We start from the raw sequence: 24,764 nt of genomic DNA, 5'->3' as shown, positions 1-24,764 counted from the left end.
CGCAGGATGCAGACGCAAACTCTGGCTCTCGCCTTCCTCGCCGCCACGACGGTGGGCGGCATCGCCTGGGTCTTCCTGTATCCCTACCTTTCGGGGGAGAAGAAGGCCGAGTCGCGCCGCGCGTCGGTGGCGCGCAGCGAACCCACGACGACACGAAACGCCGACCGCACGCAACGCTCCCGCCGCGAGCAGGTCGAAGGATCGTTGAAGGAGCTCGAGGCGCGGCGGCAGAAGGACAAGAAAGTGCCGCTCGGCCTGCGCATCTCGCAGGCGGGACTGGAGTGGTCGGAGCAGAAGTTCTGGATGATCTCCGGCGCTCTCGGCCTGTTCGGGTTCGGCGCGGCATTCCTGGCCGGCGGCGGCATGCTCGGCGCGGCCGGCATCGGCTTTGCCATGGGTCTCGGCGTGCCGCGCTGGCTGCTCGGATTCCTGAAGAAGCGGCGGGAAAAGGCGTTCCTGAAGGCGCTGCCTGACGCCGTCGACGTCATCGTGCGCGGCATCAAGGCCGGCCTGCCGCTGTTCGAATCGCTCAAGGCGGTCGTCAACGACGCGCCGGAGCCGCTGCGCAGCGAGTTTCTCGCCATCATCGAGACCCAGGCGATCGGCATGCCGCTCGGCGAAGCCTGTGCCCGGCTCTACGAGCGGATGCCGCTGCCGGAAGCCAACTTCTTCGGCATCGTGATCGCGATCCAGCAGAAGTCCGGCGGCAATCTGTCGGAAGCGCTCGGCAACCTGTCGAGGGTGCTGCGCGACCGCAAGAAGATGGCCGAGAAGATCCAGGCGATGTCGATGGAAGCGAAGGCTTCCGCCGCCATCATCGGCTCGCTGCCGCCGATCGTGATGATCCTCGTGTTCCTGACGACGCCGGACTACATCGCCCTGCTGTGGACCAATTCGATGGGCCAGCTCATGCTGGTCGCCTGCGCGATCTGGATGTCGATGGGCGTGCTGGTGATGAAGAAGATGATCAACTTCGATTTCTGACGGTGCAGCATGATTGATATTCTGGTCGCCAAGCTCCACGACGTCAGGTTCATGACCATGCTGCTTGCCTTCTTCGCGGCAAGCGCGACGGTCTACACGCTGGTGATGCCGCTGCTCGCCGGCGGCGATCTCAACAAGCGCATGAAGGCGGTTGCCAGCGAGCGCGAACGCCTGCGGCAGCGCGAGCGCGAGCGTCTTTCCAAGTCGGAAAAAGTGACGCTGCGCCAGACGCCGAAGCAGGCCGTCTCCAAGATGGTGGATGACCTGAACCTTACCAAATGGCTGGCTCAGGAAGCGGCGATCGAGAAGCTGGTGATGGCGGGCTATCGCGGCCACGCTCCATATGTCTACTTCCTGGCAGCGCGTGCGGTCACGCCGATCCTGATGCTGATCGGCGCAATCATCTATACGTTCTTCATTGCCGGCGCGAACTGGTCGCTCACGCTCAAGATCGGCATTTGCGTCGGCGCGGCCTATGCCGGCCTGCAGGCGCCGATGCTGTTCCTGAAGAACGCGATCACCAAGCGCCAGCTCCAGATCAAGCGCGCCTTCCCGGATTCGCTCGACCTGCTGCTGATCTGCATCGAGTCGGGCATGTCGGTCGAGGTCGCATTCCGGAAAGTGGCCAACGAGATCGCCGGGCAATCGGTCGCGCTGTCGGAGGAGTTTGCGCTGACGACCGCGGAACTGTCCTATTTGCAGGATCGCAAGACCGCCTACGAGAACCTGGCGCGCCGCACCGGCCTCGAAGGCGTGAAGTCGGTGTGCATGGCCTTGCAGCAATCCGAACGCTACGGCACGCCGCTCGGCCAGAGCCTGCGCGTGATGGCGCAGGAAAACCGCGACATGCGGATGAACGAGGCCGAGAAGAAGGCCGCGGCGCTGCCGCCCAAGCTGACGGTGCCGATGATCCTGTTCTTCCTGCCCTGTCTGTTTATCGTGATCCTCGGCCCGTCCTACATCAAGATCGCCACCATGCATTGATGCGTCGCCTGCGCCGGCTGCCTCTCTCCTTCCCCCTGAAAAGGGGAAAGGTCGGGATGGGGGTCGACCGCAGACGCCGCTGCGCGTGGAGAGATGATCCCCCACCCGCTTTGCTCTGGCGAGCCAAGCGACCTCCCCTTTTCAAGGGGAGGTGGAGCTGCCACGTTTGGTTTAGTCGTCCTTGGCGACGACCGGCGCCGCGCGCGATGCGGTCCGCGGCCCGTCCTTGCGGTTCAGCATGTCGCGGAGATAGGCGACGTTGGCCGCGGCCTCATCCGACGGCAGGTCGGCCTTGACGATTGTTTCCGCCTCCGCGAAGCGGCCCTGCAGGCCGACGACCAGCGCAAGGTTCTGCCGGATCCGGGTGTCGGCGCGGGCGCTGGCATAGGCCTGGCGCAGCGTCTCTTCCGCTTTCGGCAAATCCTTGGTCAGCATGTAGGACAGGCCGAGATTGGACAGCACCGACGGCTCGTCCGGAGCCAGCCTCAGCGCACTGGCGTAATAGCGCCGTGCCTCCTCGTGCCGGTTCATCTTGTCGAGCGTGGTGCCCTGCACCGACAGGATCCGCCAGTCCGGATTGTCCGGGCTGTGCGCGCGACTCAGCACGTCGAATGCAGCCTGCGAATTGCCGTTGTCGGCCAGCGCGCGGCCATAGGCAGCGAGCAGCGCCTTGTTGCCGGGGTTGGCGATGGTGGCCTGCTCGAGCACGGCGCAGGCCTGCGAGCGCTGTCCGGTCATGCGCAGGGCCTGGCCGTAGCCGACCGCGGCCGCGACATCCTTGGGATTCTTGCGATAGCGCTCGCCATAGACCTCGACGGCGCGGCGCGGATCATCGGGCGTGGGATCGGACCGGGACGTGATCGATCCCGCCACGTCGGACATGGTCTGGCAACCGCCAAGCCCTGCGGCCAGGACCGCCAGGAGGGCTGCGGAAGCGAGATGCCGGGTCAGATTGGACTGTCGACGCATGGCACTGTGACTCACGAAATCGGGCGAACGGTTCCAGCCGAGCGTGCCAGCAATAGACTGTTAACCCTAACGTCTGGTTAACTGGCGGCGCTGGCAGCCGACTCTCCGGTTCCGGCCCTGCACGTCCCGTGAACGGTTGGCGCGCTACCATCCGCGGCGAAAGGCGTGTAGTAGCCCACCAACGACGCCAGAACCGCCGAGAGCCGCATGCCATCCGTGTTCGAAACCGCCCCCACGACCGCCGCCACGCCGATCACCTTCGTCACCAAGGCGACATGGGATGCGATCCAGGGCGAGCTGCCGACGCCGGCGCGCCAGTTCGCGGCAGCCAATGACTTTGCGGCCAAGCCCGGCAAATTGCTCGTCCTGCCGGCGGCAGACGGCGGCATCGCGCAGGTGCTGTTCGGTCTCGAGGACGCCGACCACAAGGCGCGCGATCCGTTCCGGCCGGGCGCCCTGCCCGGCTTGCTGCCGCCGGGCGTCTACCGGTTCGCCAACGCACCGCATGACACCAGACTTGCGGCACTCGCCTTCGCACTCGGCTGCTATCGCTTCGGCCGCTATCGCACGAACAAGGTCCCCGAGGTCCGCCTGGTGCCGCCCGATGGCATCGACACGGCGGAGATCACCCGGATGGCGGATGCCGCGGCGCTGGCGCGCGATCTCATCAACACGCCGTCCAACGATATGGGGCCGGCCGAGCTCGCCGACGTGGCGCGCGACCTCGCGACGCGGTTCGGTGCGGCCTTCAATTGCATCGACGGCGACGAGCTCGCGCAGAACTTCCCGCTGATCCACGCCGTCGGCATGGCGTCGACACGCGCGCCGCGGCTGATCGAGCTGAGCTGGGGCGACCCCGCCCATCCGAAGGTGACGCTGGTCGGCAAGGGTGTCTGCTTCGACACCGGCGGGCTCGATCTCAAGCCGTCGAGCGGCATGCTCATTATGAAGAAGGACATGGGCGGCGCCGCCAACGTGCTGGCGCTGGCCCAGATGGTGATGGACGCGAAGCTGAAGCTGCGGCTGCGCGTGCTGATCCCGGCGGTCGAGAACGCGGTGGCCGGCAACGCGTTCCGCCCGCTCGACATCTTCAAGTCGCGCAAGGGCATCACTGTCGAGATCGGCAACACCGACGCCGAAGGGCGGCTGGTGCTCGCCGACGCGCTGGCGCTCGCCGACGAGGAGACGCCGGATCTGCTGGTCGATCTGGGCACGCTGACCGGCGCCGCGCGGGTGGCGCTGGGCCCGGATCTGCCGCCGTTCTACACCAATGACGAGGCGCTTGCCGGCGACGTCGCATCTTGTGCGAAGAGCGAGAACGACCCGTTGTGGCGGATGCCGCTATGGCCGGCCTACGACGCCTGGCTCGACTCCAAGACCGCCGACATCACCAACGCACCTTCGGGTGGTTTCGCGGGCTCGATCACCTGCGCGCTGTTCCTGCAGCGCTTCGTCGAGCACGCGAGGAGCTGGCTGCACGTCGACATCTACGGCTGGACGCCGTCGGCAAAGCCCGGCCGCCCCGAAGGCGGCGAGTGCCAGGCCGCGCGCGCGATCTACAAATTGCTGAGCCAGCGCTATGCATGATGTCAGACTGACGCCGGCCCGTGACGACCTCGCCGCGAAATATCTCGAGGGCAAAGTCAAGGCCTTGCGCTTCGTCGAGGGCGAAGTGCTTGAGGTCGGCGAGGCCATCGCGCCGCTGCGCCAAGCGCCGGCGAGCGATGCCGAACAGATGACGCAGGCGCTCCGGGGCGAGCGGGTCACGGTCTATGATCGCAACGGCGAAGGCTGGGCCTGGGGCCAGCTCGCCGATGACGGCTATGTCGGATGGATTCCCGAGGCCGCCCTGACGACGCCCGGCGCCGCCCCGACGCACAAGGTCACGGCGCTGCGCACGCTGGCGTTTCCGGGCGCGTCGATCAAGCTGCCGCCGGTCGAGGCGCTGGCGCTGGGGACGAAGCTTGCGATCGTCCGCGAGGACGGCGCGTTCGCGGTGACCCGCGAAGGCTGGCACCTGCCGCGCCGGCATCTCGCGCCGCTCGATACGATGGCAGGTGATTTCGTCGCGATCGCCGAGCAATTCGTCGGCACACCGTATCTTTGGGGCGGCAAATCGAGCCTCGGCATCGATTGCTCCGGCCTGGTGCAGATCGCGCTGACCGCCGCCGGCACCGGCTGCCCGCGCGACAGCGACATGCAGCAGGACGGGCTCGGCCGCGAATTGACGGCTGCCGAATCGAAGCAGCTGCAACGCGGCGACCTGATCTTCTGGAAGGGCCATGTCGCGATCGTGCGCGACGCCGCGACGATCGTGCACGCCAACGCGCATCACATGGCAACGGCGGTGGAGAATACGCACGCAGCAATCGCGCGGATCAGAGCGGCCGGCAGCGAGGTTCAGGCGATCAAGCGGCTTTGATTGGCGCGACGGCGTGTCACCGTCATCGTGAGGAGCGCGTCTCGAAGGATCGACGGCCCCACCCGGGCCACGCCACCCTTCGAGGCTCGCCCAGCGGCGCAATTGCGCCGCAAGGCTCGCACCTCCAGCGACAAAGGCGAAGCCTTTGCGTGGGGATGACGTGGAACGAGAAAGAGTTACGTCGCCACCGCCCCGTCGCCGGCCGCTTCGATGCGGAACGCGGCGGCGAACAACGCGCGGGTGTAGTCGCTCTTCGGATTCTTGAACAGCTCGGAGGCCGGTCCCTCCTCCTCCACCTTGCCGGATTTCATCACGATCAGATGGCTCGCCAGCGAGGCGACCACGCGCAGATCGTGCGAGATGAACATATAGGTGAGATCGCGCTTGCGCTGCAGGTCGCGCAGCAGGTCGACCATCTGGGCCTGGAACAACATGTCGAGCGCGCTGGTCGGCTCGTCCAGCACCACGAAGTTCGGCTCCAGCACGACCGCGCGCGCGATCGAGATGCGCTGGCGCTGGCCGCCCGAGAACTCGTGCGGATAGCGGAAGCGCCAGTCGGGATCGAGCCCGACATCCTTCAAAGCCTTGATCACCCGCGCCTCGCGCTCCTCGCGCGACAGCTGCTTCTGGTGCACCTCGAGGCCCTCGGCAATGATGTCGGCCACCGACATGCGCGGGCTGAGCGAGCCGAACGGGTCCTGGAACACGATCTGCATGTCGCGGCGGAACGGCCGCATCTGCTTGAAGCGCAGGCCCTGGATGTCGTTGCCGAGGAACACGATCGGACCGTCGGAGGAAATCAGCCGGAGCAGCGCGAGCCCGAGCGTGGTCTTGCCGGAGCCGGATTCGCCGACCACACCGAGCGTCTCGCCCTTGCGCACCGCGAGGCTGACGCCATCGACCGCCTTGATGTGGCCGACGGTCGAGCGCAACAGCCCGCGCTTGATCGGAAACCAGACCTTGAGATTGTCCGCCGCCATCACGACCTCTGCGCCCGGCTGCGGCGGCGCCGGATCGGGCTTCGGCTCGGCGGCAAGCAGCGCCTTTGTATAGGCGTGCTGCGGCGCGGTGAAGACCTGCTCGACCGGGCCCTGCTCGACGATCTTGCCGTTGTTCATCACGCAGACGGTGTCGGCGATGCGGCGGACGATGCCGAGGTCGTGGGTGATGAACAACAGGCTCATGCCGAGCCGCGCCCTGATCTCGGCCAGCAGCGCCAGGATCTGCGCCTGCACGGTGACGTCGAGCGCCGTGGTCGGCTCGTCCGCGATCAACAGATCGGGCTCGTTGGCGAGCGCCATCGCGATCATCACGCGCTGGCGCTGGCCGCCGGACAATTGGTGCGGATAGCTCTTGAGCCGGGTCTCCGGCTCAGGGATGCCGACCTGGCCCAGTAGCTCCAGCGTCCGCGCCCGCGCCGCCGCGCCACTGATGCCCCGGTGCAGCGACAGGATCTCGCCGATCTGGGTCTCGACGGTCTGGAGCGGATTGAGCGAGGTCATCGGCTCCTGGAAGATGATCGAGATGTCGTTGCCGCGGACCTCGCGCATCTCCTGATCGGACGCGGTCAGGAGGTCGCGGCCGCGGAAGCGGATCGCGCCGGTGGGATGCGACGCCGTCGGATAGGGCAGCAGCTTCAGCACCGACAGCGCGCTGACGGATTTTCCCGAACCGGATTCGCCGACCAGCGCGACGCACTCGCCACGCCTGATCGAGAACGAGATGCCGTCGACCGCAAGCGCGCGGCCGAAGGCGACCGAGAGATCGCGGACATCGAGCAAAGGCTGGTTGGTCGCGTCCATGCCTCAGCCCTTCGAGAACGTCTTGCGTGGATCGAAGGCGTCGCGCGCGGCTTCGCCGATGAAGATCAGGAGCGACAGCATGATCGCGACCGAGAAGAAGCCGGTGAGGCCGAGCCACGGCGCCTGCACGTTGGCCTTGCCCTGCGACAGCAACTCGCCGAGCGAGGGCGAACCGGGCGGCAGGCCGAAGCCGAGGAAATCCAACGCCGTCAGCGTCATCACCGAGGACGAGACGATGAAGGGCAGGAACGTCATGGTCGCGACCATCGCGTTCGGCAACAGATGGCGGAACATGATCACGCCGTTGGAGACGCCAAGCGCGCGCGCCGCCTGGATGTATTCGAAATTGCGGCCGCGCAGGAACTCGGCGCGCACCAGGCCGACCAGCGACACCCAGGAGAACAGCAGCAGGATGCCGAGCAGGATGAAGAAGCCCGGCGGCAGCACCGCCGAGATGATCAGGAGCAGATAGAGCGAGGGGATCGCGGTCCAGATCTCGATCAGCCGCTGGAAGATCAGATCGGTCCAGCCGCCGAAATAGCCCTGCACGCCGCCGGCGGCGATGCCGATGACCGAGGACAGGATGGTCAGCGTCAGGCCGAACAGCACCGAGATGCGGAAGCCGTAGATCAGCCGCGCGACCACATCGCGGCCCTGATCGTCGGTGCCGAGCCAGTTGTATTCGAGGTCGCGGCAGCCGGTCAGTCCCTTCCGCTTCACCACGTCCTTGCACTGCTCTTCGGTCAGGAGCCAGGTCGGCTTCGACGGCACCGCCGTCGGCGGGTCGAGGTTGCGGCTATCGTAGGAGTAACGGATCGGCGGCCAGATCATGCTGCCGCCCTTGGCGGCGATCTGCTTCTGCAAGTAAGGATCGCGATAATCGGCCGCAGTCTCGAAGTCGCCGCCGAAGGTGGTCTCGGCGTAGGTGAAGATCACCGGCCAGTAGAGCTTGCCGTCATATTTGACGACCAGCGGCTTGTCGTTGGCGATGAAATTGGCGAACAGCGACGCCACGAACAGCACGAGGAAGATCCAGAACGACCAGTAGCCGCGGCGATTGGCCTTGAAGTTCTGCCAGCGCCGCCTGTTCAGCGGCGACGGCGAAAAGCCGTGCCGCGTGGCGGGCACCGCCTCGCCGAGCGGCGATTGCGTCGAGGTCTCGACCGGTTGGGGCGCGAGCATCGTCATCAGACCTCCCGCGCTTCGAAATCGATCCGGGGATCGATCCACATGTAAGCGAGATCGGAGAGCAGATTGACCACCAGTCCGACCAACGAGAAGATGAACAGCGTCCCGAACACTACCGGATAGTCGCGGTTCAACACGCTCTCGAAGCCAAGCAGGCCGAGCCCGTCGAGCGAGAAGATGGTTTCGATCAGCAGCGAGCCGGAGAAGAACGCGTGGATGAACGCGCCCGGGAAACCCGCGATCACGATCAGCATGGCGTTGCGGAAGATGTGGCCGTACAGCACCTGGCGCTCGCTGCAGCCCTTGGCACGCGCCGTCATCACATATTGCTTGCGGATCTCGTCGAGGAACGAGTTCTTGGTCAACAGGGTCATGGTGGCGAAGGCACCGAGCGCCATCGACACCAGCGGCAGCGTCAGGTGCCAGAAATAGTCGATGATCTTCCAGTACCAGGGGAATTGCGCCCAGCCGTCCGACGTCAGGCCGCGCAGCGGAAAGATATTGAGGAACGAGCCGCCGGCAAACAGCACGATCAGGAGGATCGCGAACAGGAAGCCCGGTATTGCGAAGCCGATGATGATCGCCGCCGAGGTCCAGGTGTCGAACCGCGAGCCGTCCTGCACCGCCTTGCGGATGCCGAGCGGGATCGAGATCAGATAGGTCAGCAGCGTCATCCAGATGCCGAGCGACATCGAGACCGGCAGCTTTTCCTTGATCAGCTGCAGCACGCTGACGCTGCGGAAATAGCTGTTGCCGAAGTCGAACCGCGCGAAATTCCACACCATCAGCGCGAAGCGCTCCGGCGCCGGCTTGTCGAAGCCGAACTGCACCTCGAGCTTCTTGATGAAATCAGGATCGAGGCCCTGCGCGCCGCGGTATTTCGAGTTGATGGCCGCGCCGTCGCCCGCGCCCTGGCCGCGCTGCGCGCCGAAATCGCCGCCACCTCCCGACACGCGCGACGTGCCGCCGGTGTCGGCGCCGTTGATCTGCGCGATGACCCGCTCGACCGGACCGCCGGGGGCAAACTGCACGACCACGAAGGAGACGAACAGAATGCCAAGCAGCGTCGGCAGCATCAGGAAGATACGTCGGACGATATAGGCGCTCATCGGCTACTTCGCCTGCTCGAGCTTCGCGGCCTTGGCCGCATCGTACCACCAATTGTCGGGCGCACCGACGCCCGCATATTTCGCCGGCTTCTCCGGATGCCCGAACTGGTCCCAATAGGCGACGCGGTGCTTGTTGGAATACCATTGCGGCACCCAATAGCGGCCGGCACGAAAGGCGCGATCAAGCGCACGGCAGGCAAAGGTCAGGTCCGCCCGCGTCTCGGCAGCGATAGCTTTTTCGATCAATGCGTCGATCGCCGGGTTGGCAACGCCCGCCAGATTGTAGGAGCCCTTGGTTGTCGCGGCCTGGGACGAGAAGTAAGGCCGCAGACTGTCGCCCGGCGTCGCCGACATGGATATACGCTGGGTCGTCACCTCAAAATCGAAAGCCTCGACACGCGCGCGATACTGCACGGCGTCGATCTGCCTGATGTTGGCATCGATGCCAAGCGGCTTGAGATTCTTGATGAAGCTGGCGTGATGCGGCTGGAAAGTCGGCTCATCGAGCAGGAACTCGATCGTAAGCGGGTCGCCGTTAGGCAATCGCCGCTTGCCATCCTTGACGACGCATCCTGCCTCGTTGAGCAACTGCGTCGCCTTTCGCAACAGCGCGCGGTCCTGTCCCGATCCATCCGACACCGGTGGCACAAAGGGCTCGCCGAACACCTCATCCGGCACTTGGCCGCGGAATGGTTCGAGCAGTTTCAATTCCTCGGGCGAAGGTAGTCCACTAGCCACCATGTCCGAATTCTGGAAAGGCGAGACGCTGCGCGCATAAGCGTCGTACATGATGGTCTTGTTGGTCCACTCGAAATCGAAGGCATAGATCAACGCTTCGCGAACGCGCGGGTCTTTGAACTTGTCGAGACGGGTGTTAATGAACCAACCCTGCCCCCCGGACGGCGTTTCGTCCGGCAATGTCTCGCGCTTGACCCGCCCATCCTTGATAGCCGGGAAATCGTACCGCGTCGCCCAGACCCGGGACGTGAATTCCTCGCGAAACAGATAATTCTTGCCCGTGAAGCCTTCGAACGCGACATCGCGATCGCGGTAGAACTCGTAGCGCACGGTGTCGAAATTGTAACTGCCGCGATTGACCGGCAAGTCGGCCGCCCACCAATCCTTGATGCGGTTATACTCGACGTAACGATTGACCTCGAACTTGCCGACCATGTACGGCCCGGAGCCGAGCGGAACTTCGAGCGTGGACTCATCAAACTGCCGATTCGCGTAATAGGCCTTGGAGAAGATCGGCAGCCCCGCAACATAAAGTGGCACGTCGCGCGCGCGATTAGGCGCGAAGGTCACGATCACAGTGCCGTCGTCGGGCGCCTCGGCCTTCACGAAATCGCGCAGTTGCACCACGATCAACGGATGCCCCTTCTCCTTCAGCGTGTTGAGCGAGAAGGCGACATCCTGCGCAATCAGTTTCGAGCCGTCATGAAACCGTGCCTCGGGCCGCATCGTGAAGCGGTAGGTGAGCTTGTCGGGAGAAATCGAGACCGATCTTGCGGCCAGGCCATACATCGCGTCAGGCTCATCAGCCGCGCGTGCCATCAACGAATCGAAGGTCATCTCCATGCCCTTCGCGCCTTCACCCTTGAGGATAAACGCGTTGAACGAGCTGAACGTAAAGAAGGACTGGTTGTAGGCGCGGGTCGAGGGGATCATTGAGAAGGCCCCGCCCTTCGGCGCCTTAGGATTGACGTAGTCGAATTGCCGAAAATCCGCCGGATACTTCAGGTCGCCGAACACCGACATGCCGTGCATCTCGGTTCCGTTGTCGGCCACCGCCGGTGCAGCACGCAAGCCTGCAGCACTCAACGCACCGATGCCGAGACCGAGTGCGTGCCGACGGGAGAATAGCGCCATGCGCGAATCCTTGAGTTTTATGAACGCTTGAGCTTGGCCGCCTTGTCGGCGTCGTACCACCAAATCGCCGGAAACCCCGATTGTCCATATTTGGGCAATTCAGTCGGACGGCCGAAGCGATCCCAGCGGGCTGTACGGACCTTAGGATAGTTCCATTGCGGGACGACGTAGTGGTTCCACAATAACACGCGATCGAGCGCTTTCGTCGCCGCGACGAGATCTTCGCGATCCGTCGCAAAAATCACCCGCTCGACCAGCTTGTCGATTATCGGGCTCTTGATGCCGGCAAGATTGCGCGATCCGGCTGTGTCCGCAGCTTTCGATCCCCAGTATTCACGCTGCTCGTTGCCGGGCGACAGGGATTCCCCCCAGGACCCGACGACGATGTCGAAATCCCAACTGCGAACCCGATTCTCATATTGGATCGGATCAATCGTGCGCACGGTGACCGAAAATCCGAGCCGCTCGAGTGCCGGCTTGTAGGCCAGCATGACCCTTTCGAATTTCGGATCCTCACCCAACAATTCGATCGAGAACGGCTCGCCGCTCCTCGAATCCACGAGCTTCCGATCTCGTACTTCGTAGCCGGCCTCCTTGAGCAGACGCGATGCTTCCCGGAGGTTTTCGCGCACGGCCTCGGGATTGCCGCCGACAGGGTTGGTATAGGCCGTTGTGAATACTTCAGCTGGCACCTGATCACGCATGGATTCAAGGATGGCTAATTCCTTGCCTTGCGGCAGCCCAGTCGCCATCAACTCCTCGGCGCCATCAAAGTAGCTAATGATGCGCTTGTATTGGCCGAAGAACAGCAGCTTGTTGACCTCCTCGAAGTCGAACGCGTAGTTCAGAGCGCGGCGAACACGGGTATCCTTGAATTTGGCGCGCCGCTGGTTCGGGACAAAGGCCTGCATGATGCCCGAACTGCGGTTCGGAAACTCTTCCAGCACCACGCGCTTGTCGGTGACCGCCGGAAAATTATAGGCGGTCGCCCATGCCTTCGCGCTGTTCTCCAAACGCCAATCGATCTGATCGCCCTTGAATGCCTCGATCGCAACCGTCGGATCCCTGAAGTATTCGTAGCGAAGTTCGTCGAAGTTGTTGCGCCCCACATTGATCGCGAGATCCCGCGCCCAATGGTCCTTGACGCGCTCCAGAGTCACAGTCCGCCCTGCGACAAATTCCTTGATCCGATACGGTCCCGACCCCAACGGCTGCTCCAGCGTTGTCGCGGAGATATCGCGCTTGCGTCCTTGGCTATCGGTGCCTTCCCACCAGTGCTTGGGCAAGATCGTAAGCTGGCCCACGATCTGTGGCAGTTCGCGGTTGCCCGGCATATCGAAGACAAATTTCACTTCGCGATCGCTAAGCTTCTCCGCCCTCACGACATGGCTGTAATAGGCGGAAAACATCGGGTGATGCGTCTTGAAGGCGTCGAGCGAGAAGATCACGTCTTCCGGTGTAACCGGCGCTCCGTCATGCCACTTTGCCTGAGGGCGCAGACGGTAAACGACAGAGGAGAAGTCGTCCGGGTAACTTGCGGCCTCCGCGAGCGATCCGTACTCCGTTGAGACTTCGTCGAGCGAAGGCGTCGTCAGCGATTCATAAATCAAGGCGACAGCGCCCGCGATGGAGCCTTTCACACCCGAGACGACAATGTTGAAATTATCGAAAGTGCCGATTGCGATTTGCCGGACAAGGCCCCCCTTCGGGGCATCCGGATTGACGTAGTCGAATCGCTTGAAGTCAGCCGGGTATTTCACATTGCCGAAGAGCGACAACGCGTGCCGCCATTTTAGCTCGTTCGGGCCATCGTCGGCGAGTGCCGGCGTGATCGCCGGTAGGCCGGCATTGAATCCGAGCACTGGAGCCACTGCTGCCAGTGCGCTGCCCTGAAGGAGGTGTCGTCGGGTGATTGCCAAATCCGGAATTCCTGTTGCTTACCCCGCCTAGATGGACCTCAATATACGGCAACGGTTCGACCGTTTACGTTGCTTTTTCCTAATGATAGCCGGTCCGGAACCGATCCGCTGCGGCGAAACGTCTCGATAACAACCCCTGCAACCCCAAAAGGGGACGACCGTTCCCCCATGCAAAAACGGCCAGGCATTGCCTGGCCGTTTCGTCCGCATGCTTGCGCGAAGCAAATCGTTACTTCGAGGCGGTCGGAAGCGGAGCCGGGTGCTCCGAGTTCGAATTCAGATAGGCGATGATGTCGGCCCGCTCGCTGTCCTTCGGCACGCCGGCAAAGCCCATCGCGGTGCCCGGGACGAAGCCCTTCGGGTTGGTCAGGAACTTGTTGAGGTCGTCGAACGTCCACTCGCCGCCTTTGCCCTTCATCGCGGCCGAGAAATTGAAGCCGCGGCCCTCGCCCTTCTTCTCGCCGACGACACCGAACAGGTTCGGACCGACGCGGTTGGGACCACCCTTCTCGAAGGTGTGGCAGGCCTGGCACTTCTTGGCGGCCGCCGCGCCCTTCTCGACGGACGCGGTCTGCAGCAACTTCTCGATCGGCTCGGACGAGGTCGCAGCGGCCTCGCCGCCACCGCCATGGGACTCTTCCTTCACCGCGATCTCAAAACCCGGCTTCTCCGGCAGCTTCGGCGCGAATTTCGCGCTGGCGGCAAAGCTCATCACCAGGACGACGATGCAGGTGCCGAGAACTGCACCGAGGATTTTGTTGAGTTCGAAGGAGTCCATTTTGGGTCAGGCTCCGGGCCTTGAATGTCGACTTCAGGCCGGGAATACGGCCGCGGGGAAAGACCTGGGAATCGGCCTTATCGCACCGCCCCAAGCAGGGTTGAGATATCGGTTTGCCCGCGCTCTGGCAACCCGTATAAACGCGCCGAATTCAACCTCCTCCCCGGCAATTTCCGCAGGCCGGACGGGCCCCGACACGAATGACCCAACCTCGTACCTTGGTGCTGATTCCGGCCCGCATGGCCGCCACCCGGCTGCCAGGAAAGCCGCTGCTCGAGATCGCAGGCCGGCCGATGATCGTCCATGTGCTGCGGCGGGCCGAGGCGGCGGGCATCGGCCGGGTTGCGGTTGCAACCGACACGGCCGAGATCGCCGATGCGGTGAAGGCTGCCGGCGGCGAGGTCGTGATGACCCGCTCCGACCACCCGTCCGGCTCGGACCGGATTTATGAAGCGATGACGACCCTCGACCCCGACGGCCATGCCGAGATCGTGGTCAATCTACAGGGCGATTTCCCGACCATCAGCCCCGAGACCATCCGCAGCGTGATGCCGGCGCTCGACGATCCCGCAGTCGACATCTCGACCCTGGCCTCGCGCATCCATAGCGAGGAGGAGGATCAGGCCCCCAGCGTCGTCAAGGCGGTCGGCTCGACGATCGGGCCGAACCGGTTGCGCGCGCTGTATTTCACCCGCGCCACCGCGCCTTATGGCGATGGGCCGCGCTACCATCATATCGGCCTCTACGCCTACCGCCGCGCCGCGCTGGAGCGGTTCGTGGCGCTGCCGCCCTCGCCGCTGGAGCAGCAGGAAAAGCTCGAACAGCTCCGCGCGCTGGAGGCCGGGATGCGGATCGACATCACCATCGTCGACACTGTCCCGCGCGGCGTCGACACCCCGGCCGACCTCGAAACCGCCCGGCGGATACTTTTCAAAGCCTGACTGGCATCTCTTTGTTGAGCATGATCTTTTCGGAAAACCGGTTTCCACTTTTCCGGATCATGCTGCTAAAAGGCCACCCATGACCAAGAAGCTGAAAATCGCGTTCCAGGGCGAGCCTGGCGCCAATTCCCACATCGCGATCGTCGAGGCCTATCCCGACGCCGAGCCGATGCCCTGCCCGACCTTCGAGGACGCGCTGGCGGCGATTTCCTCGGGCGAGGCCGATCTCGGCATGATCCCGATCGAGAATTCGGTCGCCGGCCGCGTCGCCGATATCCATCATTTGCTGCCCGCTTCGGGCTTGTTCATCGTCGGCGAATGGTTCTTGCCGATCCGCCACCAGCTGATGGCGATCAAGGGCACCAAGCTCGCCGACATCAAGAGCGTGGAGAGCCACGTCCACGCGCTCGGCCAATGCCGCCGCGTCATCCGCAAGCTCGGCATCAAGCCGATCGTCGCCGCCGACACTGCCGGCAGCGCCCGCGACATCTCCGAGCGCGGCGACAAGAGCGTGGCGGCGATCGCCTCCCGCCTCGCCGCCGATATCTACGGCCTCGACATTCTCGCCGAAGACATCGAGGACGAAGCCCACAACACCACCCGCTTCGTGGTGCTGGCGCGCGAGGCCAAATGGGCCGCGCAGGGCTCGGGGCCGCTGGTCACGACTTTTGTCTTCCGGGTGCGCAATTTGCCCGCCGCGCTGTACAAGGCGCTGGGCGGCTTTGCCACCAACGGCGTCAACATGACCAAGCTCGAAAGCTACATGGTCGACGGCAATTTCTTCGCCACGCAATTCTACGCCGATGTCGACGGCCACCCCGACGACCGCGGGCTCGCCTTTGCGCTCGAGGAATTGAAATTCTTCTCGCGCGAATTCCGCATCGTCGGCGTCTATCCGGGCCACCCGTTCCGCGCCACCTTCAGCGAGACGCAGGACTGACGCAGTCGTTCCGGGGCACGCGAAGCGTGAACCCGGAATCTCGAGATTCCCCGATGCGCCATTGCGCATCTGAGGTTCGATGCTGCGCATCGCCCCGGAATGACGGGGTCAGGCCGCCGCCCTCTTCGCGAGCCCGAACGCCTCGGCGAGCAAGCTGTACGACTTCTTTCGCGCCGCGTGGTCGTAGACCGCTGATATCACCATCAGCTCGTCGGCCTGGGTCGCCGCGATCAGCGGCTGCAGCCTCGTCATCACGGTTGCGGGGCTGCCGACGAAGAGGCGGGCGCGGTTGCGCGCGATCGAGGCGCGCTCGGCGTCGGTGTAGGGATAGGCTTCTGCCTCTTCGACGCTAGGCAGCGGCAGGTGCTGGCCGCGGTCGCGGCGCAGCCGGTTGAGATCCATCGACAGTGCAAGCCGCTCGGCCTCGGCGTCGGTCTCCGCCGTGACGACGGCGACCGCCAGGATCGCCTGCGGCGTCGCGCGCCAGCCCGACGGCTTGAAGTGCGCGCGGTAGTTCGTCATCGCCGCAATTGCATCGTGAGTGGCAAAATGATGCGCGAATGCAAAGCCCATCCCGACCTGGGCCGCGAGCTCGGCGGAATAGTCGCTCGAGCCGAGCAGCCAGATCGGCGGCAGCGGCGAGTCGTCCGGCATCGCCACCACATTATTGTAGGGATGGCCGGATGGAAAATCGCGCGTCTCCCACAAGGTCAGCTCGTGCAGCCGCTCGAGGAAATCATCGCCTTCGCGGCGATCGAGCCGGCTGCGCAGCGCGTAGGCGGTGGCGCCGTCGGTGCCGGGCGCGCGGCCGAGGCCGAGATCGATGCGGCCGGGAAACAGCGCCTCCAGCATCTTGAAGCGCTCGGCGACGACGAGCGGCGCATGGTTCGGCAGCATCACGCCGCCGGAGCCGACACGGATATGCTGCGTCACCGCCGCGATCTGCCCGATCATCAGATCGGGGGCCGGGCTCGCGACGGAAGCGAGGTTGTGGTGTTCGGCGAGCCAATAACGTGTGTAGCCGAGACCATCGACATGGCGCGCCAGGTCGATGCTGTTGCGGAGCGCAGCGGCCGGCCTGGTGCCGGTGGTGACGACGGACAGGTCGAGGACGGAGAGCGGAATCATGGCCCTCAACCTAGTGTGGCGCCACGAGGCGACAAAGGCCCCGGCCGCGCAGACCAGTCCCGCAGCGGAACGTCGGCGCCAGCAGCCACCGATCTTGGGACGATATACGACAATTCATTAATGCACTAAGATACCCACAATCGATTTCGGCCTCCAATCACTTACATAATCCATATTATGCCAATATATTCAATTAATTAATGCCGCCATCGCGAAACTACCGAATTGCCCACCGAGCGTTCTCAATAGCCAATTTTTGCCGAATCCGCGCCGCGAATGGGCAATTTCCCATATCCGATGGGCTGTTTGATCCAACGCATTTGGCTTATCTTAGGGCCTTCATATCCAGGCTGGGACGCCTGCCCTCCAGTTGCGGAGCCTTTGCGTATCATGACCGAGACCATTTCCTCCGTGCCGAACGCACCGCGTGCGCCCAAGGGGCCGAAAATCTCCTTCGAGTTCTTCCCGCCGAAGACCGAGGAGATGGAGCGCAATCTCTGGGAGACGATCAATCGCCTGGCGCCGCTGACGCCGAACTTCGTCTCGGTCACCTACGGCGCCGGCGGCTCAACCCGCGAGCGCACCCATTCGACCATCACACGCATCCTGCGCGAGACCGACCTGCTGCCGGCTGCGCATCTGACCTGCGTCAGCGCCTCGCGCGGCGAGATCGACGACATCGTCGACCGCTATCATGAGGTCGGCGTCCGTCACATCGTCGCGCTGCGCGGCGATCCGCCCGGCGGCATCGGCACGCCCTACTTCACCCATCCGGACGGCTACCAGAGCTCGGCCGAGCTCGTCGCCGGGATCAAGCGGCGCCACGCCGACATCGAGATCTCGGTGTCCGCCTATCCCGAGAAGCATCCGGAAGCGAAGGATTTCGACGCCGACATCGACACGTTGAAGGCCAAGGTCGACGCCGGCGCGGCGCGCGCGATCACCCAGGTGTTCTTCGACAACGACCTGTACCACCGCTACGTCGACCGGGTGCGCGCGCGCGGCATCGAGATTCCGATCGTGCCAGGCATCATGCCGATGCACAATTTCAAGCAGGCGCGCAATTTCGTGACGCGCGCCGGCACCAGCGTGCCTGACTGGCTCGCCGAGAAGTTCGAGGGCCTCGACAACGACGCCGAGACCCGCAAGCTGGTCGCCGCCACCGTCGCCGCCGGCCAGGTGCAGAAACTGTTCAAGCACGGCGTCGACACCTTCCACTTCTACACCATGAACCGCGCGGACCTCGTGTTCGCGATCAGCCACCTGCTCGGCATCCGGCCGAACGGTGCCCAGAAAGCTGCCTGACACATGTCCGTTCCCGTTTCCCCCAAGCGTAACGCTTTGCTCGCGGCTGCCCGCGAGCGCATCCTCGTGCTCGACGGCGCCATGGGCACGATGATCCAGGGCCTGCAGTTCGACGAAGCCGCCTTCCGCGGCGCGCGGTTTGCGGACTTCCACCGCGACATCAAGGGCAACAACGATCTGCTGATCCTGACCCAGCCCGAGGCGATCACGGACATCCACGCCGCCTACCTGCGCGCCGGCGCCGACATCGTCGCGACCAACACCTTCTCCTCGACCTCGATCGCGCAGGCCGACTACGACATGTCGGACCTGGCCTATGACCTGAACCTGCAGGGCGCCCGGCTTGCGCGCGCCGCCGCCGAGCGGGTGAGCGCCGAGGACGGCAAGCCGCGCTTTGTCGCCGGTGCGCTCGGCCCGACCAACCGCACCGCCTCGATCTCGCCCGACGTCTCCAATCCAGGCTATCGCGCGGTCACCTTCGACGATCTGCGCAAGGCCTATGGCGAGCAGGCCAAGGGCCTGCTCGACGGCGGCGCCGACCTGCTGCTGGTCGAGACCATCTTCGACACGCTGAACGCCAAGGCGGCGCTGTACGCGATCTCCGAGATCATCGAGGAGCGCGGCATCGACGTGCCGGTGATGATTTCCGGCACCATCACCGACAAGTCCGGCCGCCTGCTTTCCGGACAGTTGCCGGAGGCGTTCTGGCATTCGGTGCGGCACGCCAGGCCGATCACGATCGGCTTCAACTGCGCGCTCGGCGCCGAAGATCTGCGCGCGCACATCGCCGATATCGGCCGCGTCGCCGACACGCTCGTGTGTGCATATCCGAACGCCGGCCTGCCCAACGAATTCGGCCAGTATGACGAGACGCCGGACTACATGGCGCGGCTGATCGGCGAGTTCGCCGCCGCCGGCCTCGTCAACATCGTCGGCGGCTGCTGCGGCACCACGCCCGACCATATCGCGGCGATCGCCAGGGCGGTCGCCCCGCACAAGCCGCGCGTGGTGCCCGAGATCGCACCGCGGCTCAGGCTGTCCGGCCTCGAGCCGTTCACGCTGACCGACGCCATCCCGTTCGTGAATGTCGGCGAGCGCACCAACGTCACCGGCTCGGCGCGCTTCCGCAAGCTGATCACCGCCGGCGACTACACCGCCGCGCTTCAGGTCGCGCGCGACCAGGTCGAGAACGGCGCCCAGGTCATCGACGTCAACATGGACGAGGGCCTGCTCGATTCCGAGGCGGCGATGGTGACGTTCCTCAACCTCGTCGCCGCCGAGCCCGACATCGCACGCGTGCCCGTGATGGTCGATTCCTCCAAGTTCCACGTCATCGAGGCCGGCCTGAAATGCATCCAGGGCAAACCGATCGTGAACTCGATCTCGCTCAAGGAGGGCGAGGAGAAGTTCATCCATGAAGCGACCGTCGCCAAGCGCCACGGCGCCGCCGTGGTGGTGATGGCGTTCGACGAAACCGGCCAGGCCGACACGTTCAAGCGCAAGACAGAGATCAGCAAGCGCGCCTACGACATCCTGGTCGGCCGGCTCGACTTCCCGCCCGAGGACATCATCTTCGATCCGAACATTTTTGCGATCGCGACCGGCCTCGAGGAGCACAACAATTACGGCGTCGACTTCATCGAGGCGACGCGCTGGATCCGGGCGAACCTGCCCGGCGCCCACATCTCCGGCGGCGTCTCCAACCTGTCGTTCTCGTTCCGCGGCAACGAGCCGGTGCGCGAGGCGATGCATTCGGTGTTCCTGTATCACGCGATCCATGCCGGCATGGACATGGGCATCGTCAATGCCGGACAGATGATCGTCTATGACGACATCGACCCCGAGCTGCGCCAGACCTGCGAGGACGTGATCCTCAACCGCGATCCCGGCGCCTCCGAGCGACTCTTGGCGCTGGCCGAAAAATTCCGCGGCAAGGAGAAGCAGACCAAGGAGCAAGATCTCGCCTGGCGCGAATGGCCGGTCGAGAAGCGGCTGTCCCATGCCTTGGTGCACGGCATCACCGAGTTCATCGAAGAGGACACCGAGGCCGCCCGCCAGAACGCGTCCCGTCCGCTCGACGTCATCGAGGGGCCGCTGATGGCCGGCATGAACGTGGTCGGCGATCTGTTCGGCGACGGCAAGATGTTCCTGCCGCAGGTCGTGAAGTCGGCCCGCGTGATGAAGCAGGCGGTCGCCTATCTGATGCCGTTCATGGAGGAGGAGAAGGCCCGCAACCTCGCCAACGGCATCACCGGCGGCCGCAACGCCGCGGGCAAGATCGTGCTCGCGACGGTGAAGGGCGACGTCCACGACATCGGCAAGAACATCGTCGGCATCGTGCTCCAGTGCAACAATTTCGAGGTCATCGACCTCGGCGTCATGGTGCCCGCCAACAAGATCATCGAGACCGCCAGGGCCGAGGGCGCCGACATCATCGGCCTGTCCGGCCTGATCACGCCCTCGCTCGACGAGATGAGCTTCCTCGCCGGCGAGCTGCAACGGCAGGGCATGAACCTGCCGCTCCTGATCGGCGGCGCCACCACGAGCCGCGTGCACACCGCCGTGAAGATCGACCCGAACTATCCGGGCGGCCCGGTCGTGCATGTCAACGATGCGAGCCGCGCGGTCGGCGTCGCCTCCTCGCTGCTGTCGGCCGAGAAGAAGCAGGCCTACGCCGCCGAGGTGCGCGCCGAATACGCCAAGATCTCGACGGCGCATTTCCGCGCCCAGGCCGACAAGAAGCGGCTGAAGCTTGGCGAGGCCCGCGCCAACAAGGTCGCGATCGACTTCGCGGCGGCGCCGCCGAAGAAGCCGGCCTTCTTCGGGCTGAAGAGCTTCGATGCCTACGATCTTGCCGAGCTCGCCGACTACATCGACTGGACGCCGTTCTTCCAGACCTGGGAGCTGACCGGCCGCTTCCCGGCGATCCTCGACGACCCCAAGGTCGGCGAAGTCGCCCGCTCGCTCTATGCCGACGCGCGCAAGATGCTCGACGCGATCATCAAGGAGAAGTGGTTCACCGCCCGCGCCACCATCGGCTTCTGGCCGGCCAACGCCGTCGGTGACGACATCGAGGTCTATGCCGACGAGACGCGGAAGCAGAAGATCGCGACCTTCCACACGCTGCGCCAGCAGCTCGAGAAGCGCGAGGGCCGCTTCAACGCCGCGCTGTCCGACTTCATCGCGCCCGTCGAGACCGGCGTGCCCGACTATATCGGCGGCTTCGTCGTCACCGCGGGGATCGGCGAGGATGCGGTCGCCGACCGCTTCAAGAACGCCAACGACGACTACTCCTCGATCCTGTGCAAGGCGCTGGCCGATCGCCTGGCCGAAGCCTTCGCCGAGCGCATGCACCAGCGCGTGCGCAAGGAGTTCTGGGCCTATGCGCCGGGCGAGGCGTGGTCGGCCGACGAACTGATCCTCGAGAAATACGACGGCATCCGGCCCGCGCCCGGCTATCCGGCGCAGCCCGACCACACCGAAAAGCGGACGCTGTTCGCGCTGCTCGATGCCGAGAACACGGCCGGCGTGAAGCTGACCGAAAGCTTTGCGATGTGGCCGGGCTCGTCGGTCTCGGGCCTGTACTTCTCGCATCCCGAAAGCTTCTACTTCGGCGTCGGCAAGATCGAGCGTGACCAGGTCGAGGACTACGCCGCGCGCAAGGCCATGACGGTCGCCGAGATCGAGCGCTGGCTGGCGCCGGTGCTGAACTACATCCCCGCGCAGGACGGCGCCAAGGGACCGGCGATTGCGCCCGCCGCGACGCCCGCCAACGACGCGGAACTGGCCTCGCATCCGCAGGGCTGCACCTGCGCGGTGCACCTCGCCTGGCGCAAGAAGAAGGTGGGGGCGGGATAGGCTCGCCAAGACTTGTCATCGCCGGGCTTGACCCGGCGATCCATCTTCCAACAAGCTTCTGGCGAAGATCGATGGATGCCCGGGTCAAGCCCGGGCATGACGTGAGGGGTGCACTCCATGCAGTTCTTCTCCTTCTGGCGCTCGCTGGCGAGCTTTCGGGTACGGATCGCGCTCAACCTCAAGGGCGTGGCCGCCGACGTCGTCTTCGTCGATCTCGATGCGGACGCGCATCGCACCGATGCCTATCGCAAGATCAATCCGCAGATGGCGCTGCCGGCGCTGTTGACCGACGACGGCACGGTGCTGTTCCAGTCGCTCGCGATCATCGACTGGCTCGACGAGACTTTTCCGACGCCGCCGCTGCTGCCGGCGGATGCGCTCGGCCGCGCCCGGGTGCGCGGGCTGGCGCTGATCGTCGCCTGCGAGGGCCATCCGCTGCTGACGCCGCGGGTGCGCCGCTATCTCGATCGCGAGCTCGATCTGCGCGACAGCCAGCAGAACGCCTGGCGGCGGCACTGGACGGTCGAGACGCTGGCCGCGCTCGAGGGCCACCTCGCCGGCCACAAGGCAACCGGCCGGTTCTGCCACGGCGATGCGCCGACCCTTGCCGACATCTGCCTGGTCGGCCACGTCACGGCGGCGATCAACCAGCAGATCAGCCTGTCGCCCTGGCCGACCGTGAAGCGCATCCACGAGACCGCCATGGCGCTGCCGGCGTTCGCCAAGGCGCATCCGTCCGCGCAGCCGGATACACCGGAAGCGATGCAGGCGAAGTAGTTTGCGAGCGCGTTGCAAAGGACAGGCAGAGGCGCAAACGTGTGCGCGGCTCTCTCTCGACCGTCATGCCGGCGAAGCCCGGGACGACACTGAGTGTGTTGCACGGGCTGTGAGTGATGCCTGCGCACCCGGTGCGCAATTGCGCACCGGGGAATGACGACGGAGGGAGATGACGGTACGCCGCCCTAACCGCTCGGCGGCGCCAGCGGCTGCACGATCTCCTGGAACGGCGGCAGCGCCTCGCAGCGCGCGGCGTGGGCCTTGAGCGCCGGATAGCGCGCATCGAACAGATGCGAATGCGCCTCGCCGGTGAAGCGCAGCGCGCAGGCCACCGCGATGTCGGCATGACCGATGCGATCACCCAGCCAATACGGCGACGGAACCGCCGCGCGCTCCTGCTCCAGCACCGCGAGCACGCCCGCGATCTGCGCCTCGCAACGCTCGACCCAGAGTTTCAACTGCTCCTTGCGCAGAACGCGCTCATAGACAAGGCTCACCGCCTTGTCGGCGAGCCCGGTCGCCAGCGCCGTGATGCGCAGGTGCTTGCGCCGCTCGGGCCCCGAACGCGCGATCATCGCCTTGTCCGGCCCGACCAGTTCGTCGAGATAATCCAGGATCGCACCGCTCTCGATCAGCGCCTCGCCGTCATCGAGCACCAGCGTCGGCACCCGCCGCACCGGATTGTAGGCCGCAACCTTTTCGGCATCGCCGAAGGTCGACCACGGCTTGTGCTCGAACGACAATCCATAGAGCCGCAGCGCGATCGCGGTGCGGCGGACAAAGGGCGAGTCGTACTGGCCGATCAAAAACATCTGTCATCTCGTCGGTCATGCCGCGGCAGGGCGCTGCCCTCGAAAGCAGGACTTTCGAGGTGTGGCGGCCACGCCGGGTCAAAGGCTGCGCTTTGGACTATCCTAGATGGGTTGCGCCGCGTTGCAACACGCGGAGACATTCCGATGAAGCATTGCCTGGCGTTAATTCTGCTGAGGCAGCCGTTGCTCGCTCAGCGTGCCGTTCCTGCCTGGTGCGCAACGGGTCCCGCGTTGCGCTTACGCTTGCCCGGGACGACGGCAGAGCAGCTACCCAATCACCGGCACATGCCGCGCCGCATCCCGCGGCAGTTTGCCGTCGAGCCTGGGATCGTCGGCCACCTCGATCTGCCGCAGGAACGGACGGAATCCGGAGCGCTGGTAGAACGCGACGGCCGAGGGATGATCGAAAGTGCAGGTGTGCACCCAGACGCGGCTGACGTCGCGCGACCAAGCGATCTCGAGCGCGCGGTTCATCAGGAAGCGCGCGGCGCCGGTGCCGATGAATTCTGCCGTGACGCCGAAATAGAGCAGCTGGCATTCGCCGGGCACGCTGAAATCGAGTTCGAGCAGACCCTCATCCTGGCCGTCGACGGCGAGCCCGTAGAGCTCGTTGCCGGGGGCGTGGATCCGCGAGGCGAGATCGGAATCATCGAGCGCGGTGCGGGTGAACCACAGCCACTCCTCGCCGACCCGGCGGTAGATATCGCGATACCAATCGAGCGCGGGCGGATCGATCTTGCGCAGGCGCCATGCACCGGGCGGATCGTCGCGGCGCGGCGGGCGCGCGGTCATTTCCAGATGGGTGACGACGGCAGCGATTTTGCCGTGGGGGATGTCGGAATAGCCGTCGGGCAGCAGCATTAAGCGACCTTTGTTTCCAAGCTGTCGGCGGGAGATAACCGCACGTCGCCGCAGATGCAATGCGACGCTGCGCACAGTGCCTGGTCAGGAAAAACAGACGAGGCAGCCAGCCCTA

19 protein-coding genes are annotated in these 24,764 nt (G+C 64.8%); 9 read left to right on the top strand and 10 right to left on the bottom strand.

The genetic code is table 11. The features are described 5' to 3' along the window. Nucleotides 1-6 precede the first annotated feature (6 nt). On the top strand, nt 7-984 hold the full coding sequence (locus tag E2I15_RS36265) for a type II secretion system F family protein (RefSeq protein ID WP_018269597.1): 978 nt from the start codon (nt 7-9) through the stop codon (nt 982-984). Nucleotides 985-993: 9 nt separating this feature from the next. Next, a complete protein-coding gene (locus E2I15_RS36260; protein ID WP_137476642.1) occupies nt 994-1,968 on the top strand; it encodes a type II secretion system F family protein in 975 nt (324 codons plus the stop codon). 171 nt (nt 1,969-2,139) lie between these two features. Here E2I15_RS36260 and E2I15_RS36255 read toward each other — a convergent pair whose 3' ends face one another. Continuing rightward, complete coding sequence (locus E2I15_RS36255) at nt 2,140-2,937, bottom strand: tetratricopeptide repeat protein (protein ID WP_137476641.1); 798 nt, start codon at nt 2,935-2,937, stop codon at nt 2,140-2,142. A gap of 207 nt (nt 2,938-3,144) precedes the next feature. Between E2I15_RS36255 and E2I15_RS36250 the strand changes: the two genes are divergently transcribed. Continuing rightward, nucleotides 3,145-4,524 carry a leucyl aminopeptidase family protein gene (locus E2I15_RS36250; RefSeq protein ID WP_137476640.1) on the top strand — a complete coding sequence of 460 codons (1,380 nt, stop codon included), beginning with the start codon at nt 3,145-3,147 and terminating at the stop codon, nt 4,522-4,524. Further along, nucleotides 4,517-5,359, top strand: coding sequence for a C40 family peptidase (locus tag E2I15_RS36245; RefSeq protein ID WP_137476639.1), 843 nt, complete (start codon nt 4,517-4,519; stop codon nt 5,357-5,359). Before E2I15_RS36250 ends, E2I15_RS36245 begins: the two co-directional genes overlap by 8 nt. Before the next feature lie 176 nt (nt 5,360-5,535). Here the strand turns inward: E2I15_RS36245 and E2I15_RS36240 are convergent, their stop codons facing one another. The 6 genes from E2I15_RS36240 to E2I15_RS36215 all read right to left on the bottom strand — a co-directional run bounded on the left by E2I15_RS36240 (nt 5,536) and on the right by E2I15_RS36215 (nt 14,027). Next, complete coding sequence (locus E2I15_RS36240) at nt 5,536-7,161, bottom strand: ABC transporter ATP-binding protein (RefSeq protein WP_137476638.1); 1,626 nt, start codon at nt 7,159-7,161, stop codon at nt 5,536-5,538. Nucleotides 7,162-7,164: 3 nt separating this feature from the next. Beyond that, nucleotides 7,165-8,349, bottom strand: a complete 1,185-nt coding sequence (locus E2I15_RS36235; protein WP_137476637.1) for an ABC transporter permease — start codon at nt 8,347-8,349, stop codon at nt 7,165-7,167. Continuing rightward, entirely contained in the window at nt 8,349-9,458 is a 1,110-nt protein-coding gene (locus E2I15_RS36230; protein ID WP_137476636.1) for a microcin C ABC transporter permease YejB, read from the bottom strand. The genes E2I15_RS36235 and E2I15_RS36230 overlap by 1 nt, the downstream gene beginning before the upstream one ends. Before the next feature lie 3 nt (nt 9,459-9,461). After that, complete coding sequence (locus E2I15_RS36225) at nt 9,462-11,330, bottom strand: extracellular solute-binding protein (RefSeq protein WP_137476635.1); 1,869 nt, start codon at nt 11,328-11,330, stop codon at nt 9,462-9,464. Nucleotides 11,331-11,347: 17 nt separating this feature from the next. Then, nucleotides 11,348-13,249, bottom strand: a complete 1,902-nt coding sequence (locus E2I15_RS36220) for an extracellular solute-binding protein (RefSeq protein WP_137476634.1) — start codon at nt 13,247-13,249, stop codon at nt 11,348-11,350. Nucleotides 13,250-13,478: 229 nt separating this feature from the next. Further along, nucleotides 13,479-14,027 carry a c-type cytochrome gene (locus E2I15_RS36215; RefSeq protein WP_137476633.1) on the bottom strand — a complete coding sequence of 183 codons (549 nt, stop codon included), beginning with the start codon at nt 14,025-14,027 and terminating at the stop codon, nt 13,479-13,481. A gap of 200 nt (nt 14,028-14,227) precedes the next feature. Here E2I15_RS36215 and E2I15_RS36210 point away from each other — a divergent pair, with 200 nt between their 5' ends. Next, nucleotides 14,228-14,968 (top strand): 3-deoxy-manno-octulosonate cytidylyltransferase, encoded by a 741-nt coding sequence (locus E2I15_RS36210; protein WP_137476632.1) that lies wholly within the window; start codon nt 14,228-14,230, stop codon nt 14,966-14,968. 79 nt (nt 14,969-15,047) lie between these two features. Further along, nucleotides 15,048-15,908, top strand: a complete 861-nt coding sequence (locus E2I15_RS36205; protein ID WP_069279347.1) for a prephenate dehydratase — start codon at nt 15,048-15,050, stop codon at nt 15,906-15,908. Between the two features lie 108 nt (nt 15,909-16,016). Here the strand turns inward: E2I15_RS36205 and E2I15_RS36200 are convergent, their stop codons facing one another. After that, the gene (locus tag E2I15_RS36200) at nt 16,017-17,036 is read right to left on the bottom strand and encodes an LLM class flavin-dependent oxidoreductase (protein WP_137476631.1); all 1,020 of its coding nucleotides are present in this window, start codon (nt 17,034-17,036) and stop codon (nt 16,017-16,019) included. A 390-nt stretch (nt 17,037-17,426) separates the two neighbouring features. Between E2I15_RS36200 and metF the strand changes: the two genes are divergently transcribed. The 3 genes from metF to maiA all read left to right on the top strand — a co-directional run bounded on the left by metF (nt 17,427) and on the right by maiA (nt 22,976). Next, nucleotides 17,427-18,341: a methylenetetrahydrofolate reductase [NAD(P)H] gene (metF, locus tag E2I15_RS36195; RefSeq protein WP_137476630.1), complete on the top strand. Its 915-nt coding sequence runs from the start codon at nt 17,427-17,429 to the stop codon at nt 18,339-18,341. A 3-nt stretch (nt 18,342-18,344) separates the two neighbouring features. Beyond that, on the top strand, nt 18,345-22,199 hold the full coding sequence (metH, locus tag E2I15_RS36190) for a methionine synthase (protein WP_137476629.1): 3,855 nt from the start codon (nt 18,345-18,347) through the stop codon (nt 22,197-22,199). A gap of 117 nt (nt 22,200-22,316) precedes the next feature. Next, complete coding sequence (maiA, locus tag E2I15_RS36185) at nt 22,317-22,976, top strand: maleylacetoacetate isomerase (RefSeq protein ID WP_137476628.1); 660 nt, start codon at nt 22,317-22,319, stop codon at nt 22,974-22,976. A gap of 185 nt (nt 22,977-23,161) precedes the next feature. Here the strand turns inward: maiA and E2I15_RS36180 are convergent, their stop codons facing one another. Continuing rightward, a complete protein-coding gene (locus tag E2I15_RS36180; protein ID WP_137476627.1) occupies nt 23,162-23,788 on the bottom strand; it encodes a glutathione S-transferase family protein in 627 nt (208 codons plus the stop codon). Nucleotides 23,789-24,055: 267 nt separating this feature from the next. Beyond that, on the bottom strand, nt 24,056-24,649 hold the full coding sequence (locus tag E2I15_RS36175) for a GNAT family N-acetyltransferase (RefSeq protein WP_137476626.1): 594 nt from the start codon (nt 24,647-24,649) through the stop codon (nt 24,056-24,058). Nucleotides 24,650-24,764: the final 115 nt, after the last annotated feature.

The organism is Bradyrhizobium sp. BR2003, from assembly GCF_009720285.1.
GTDB classification, from domain to species: Bacteria; Pseudomonadota; Alphaproteobacteria; order Rhizobiales; family Xanthobacteraceae; genus Bradyrhizobium; species Bradyrhizobium elkanii.
The sequence above is the reverse complement of the archived record's forward strand: the minus strand, read 5'-3'. Positions and strand labels throughout refer to the sequence as shown.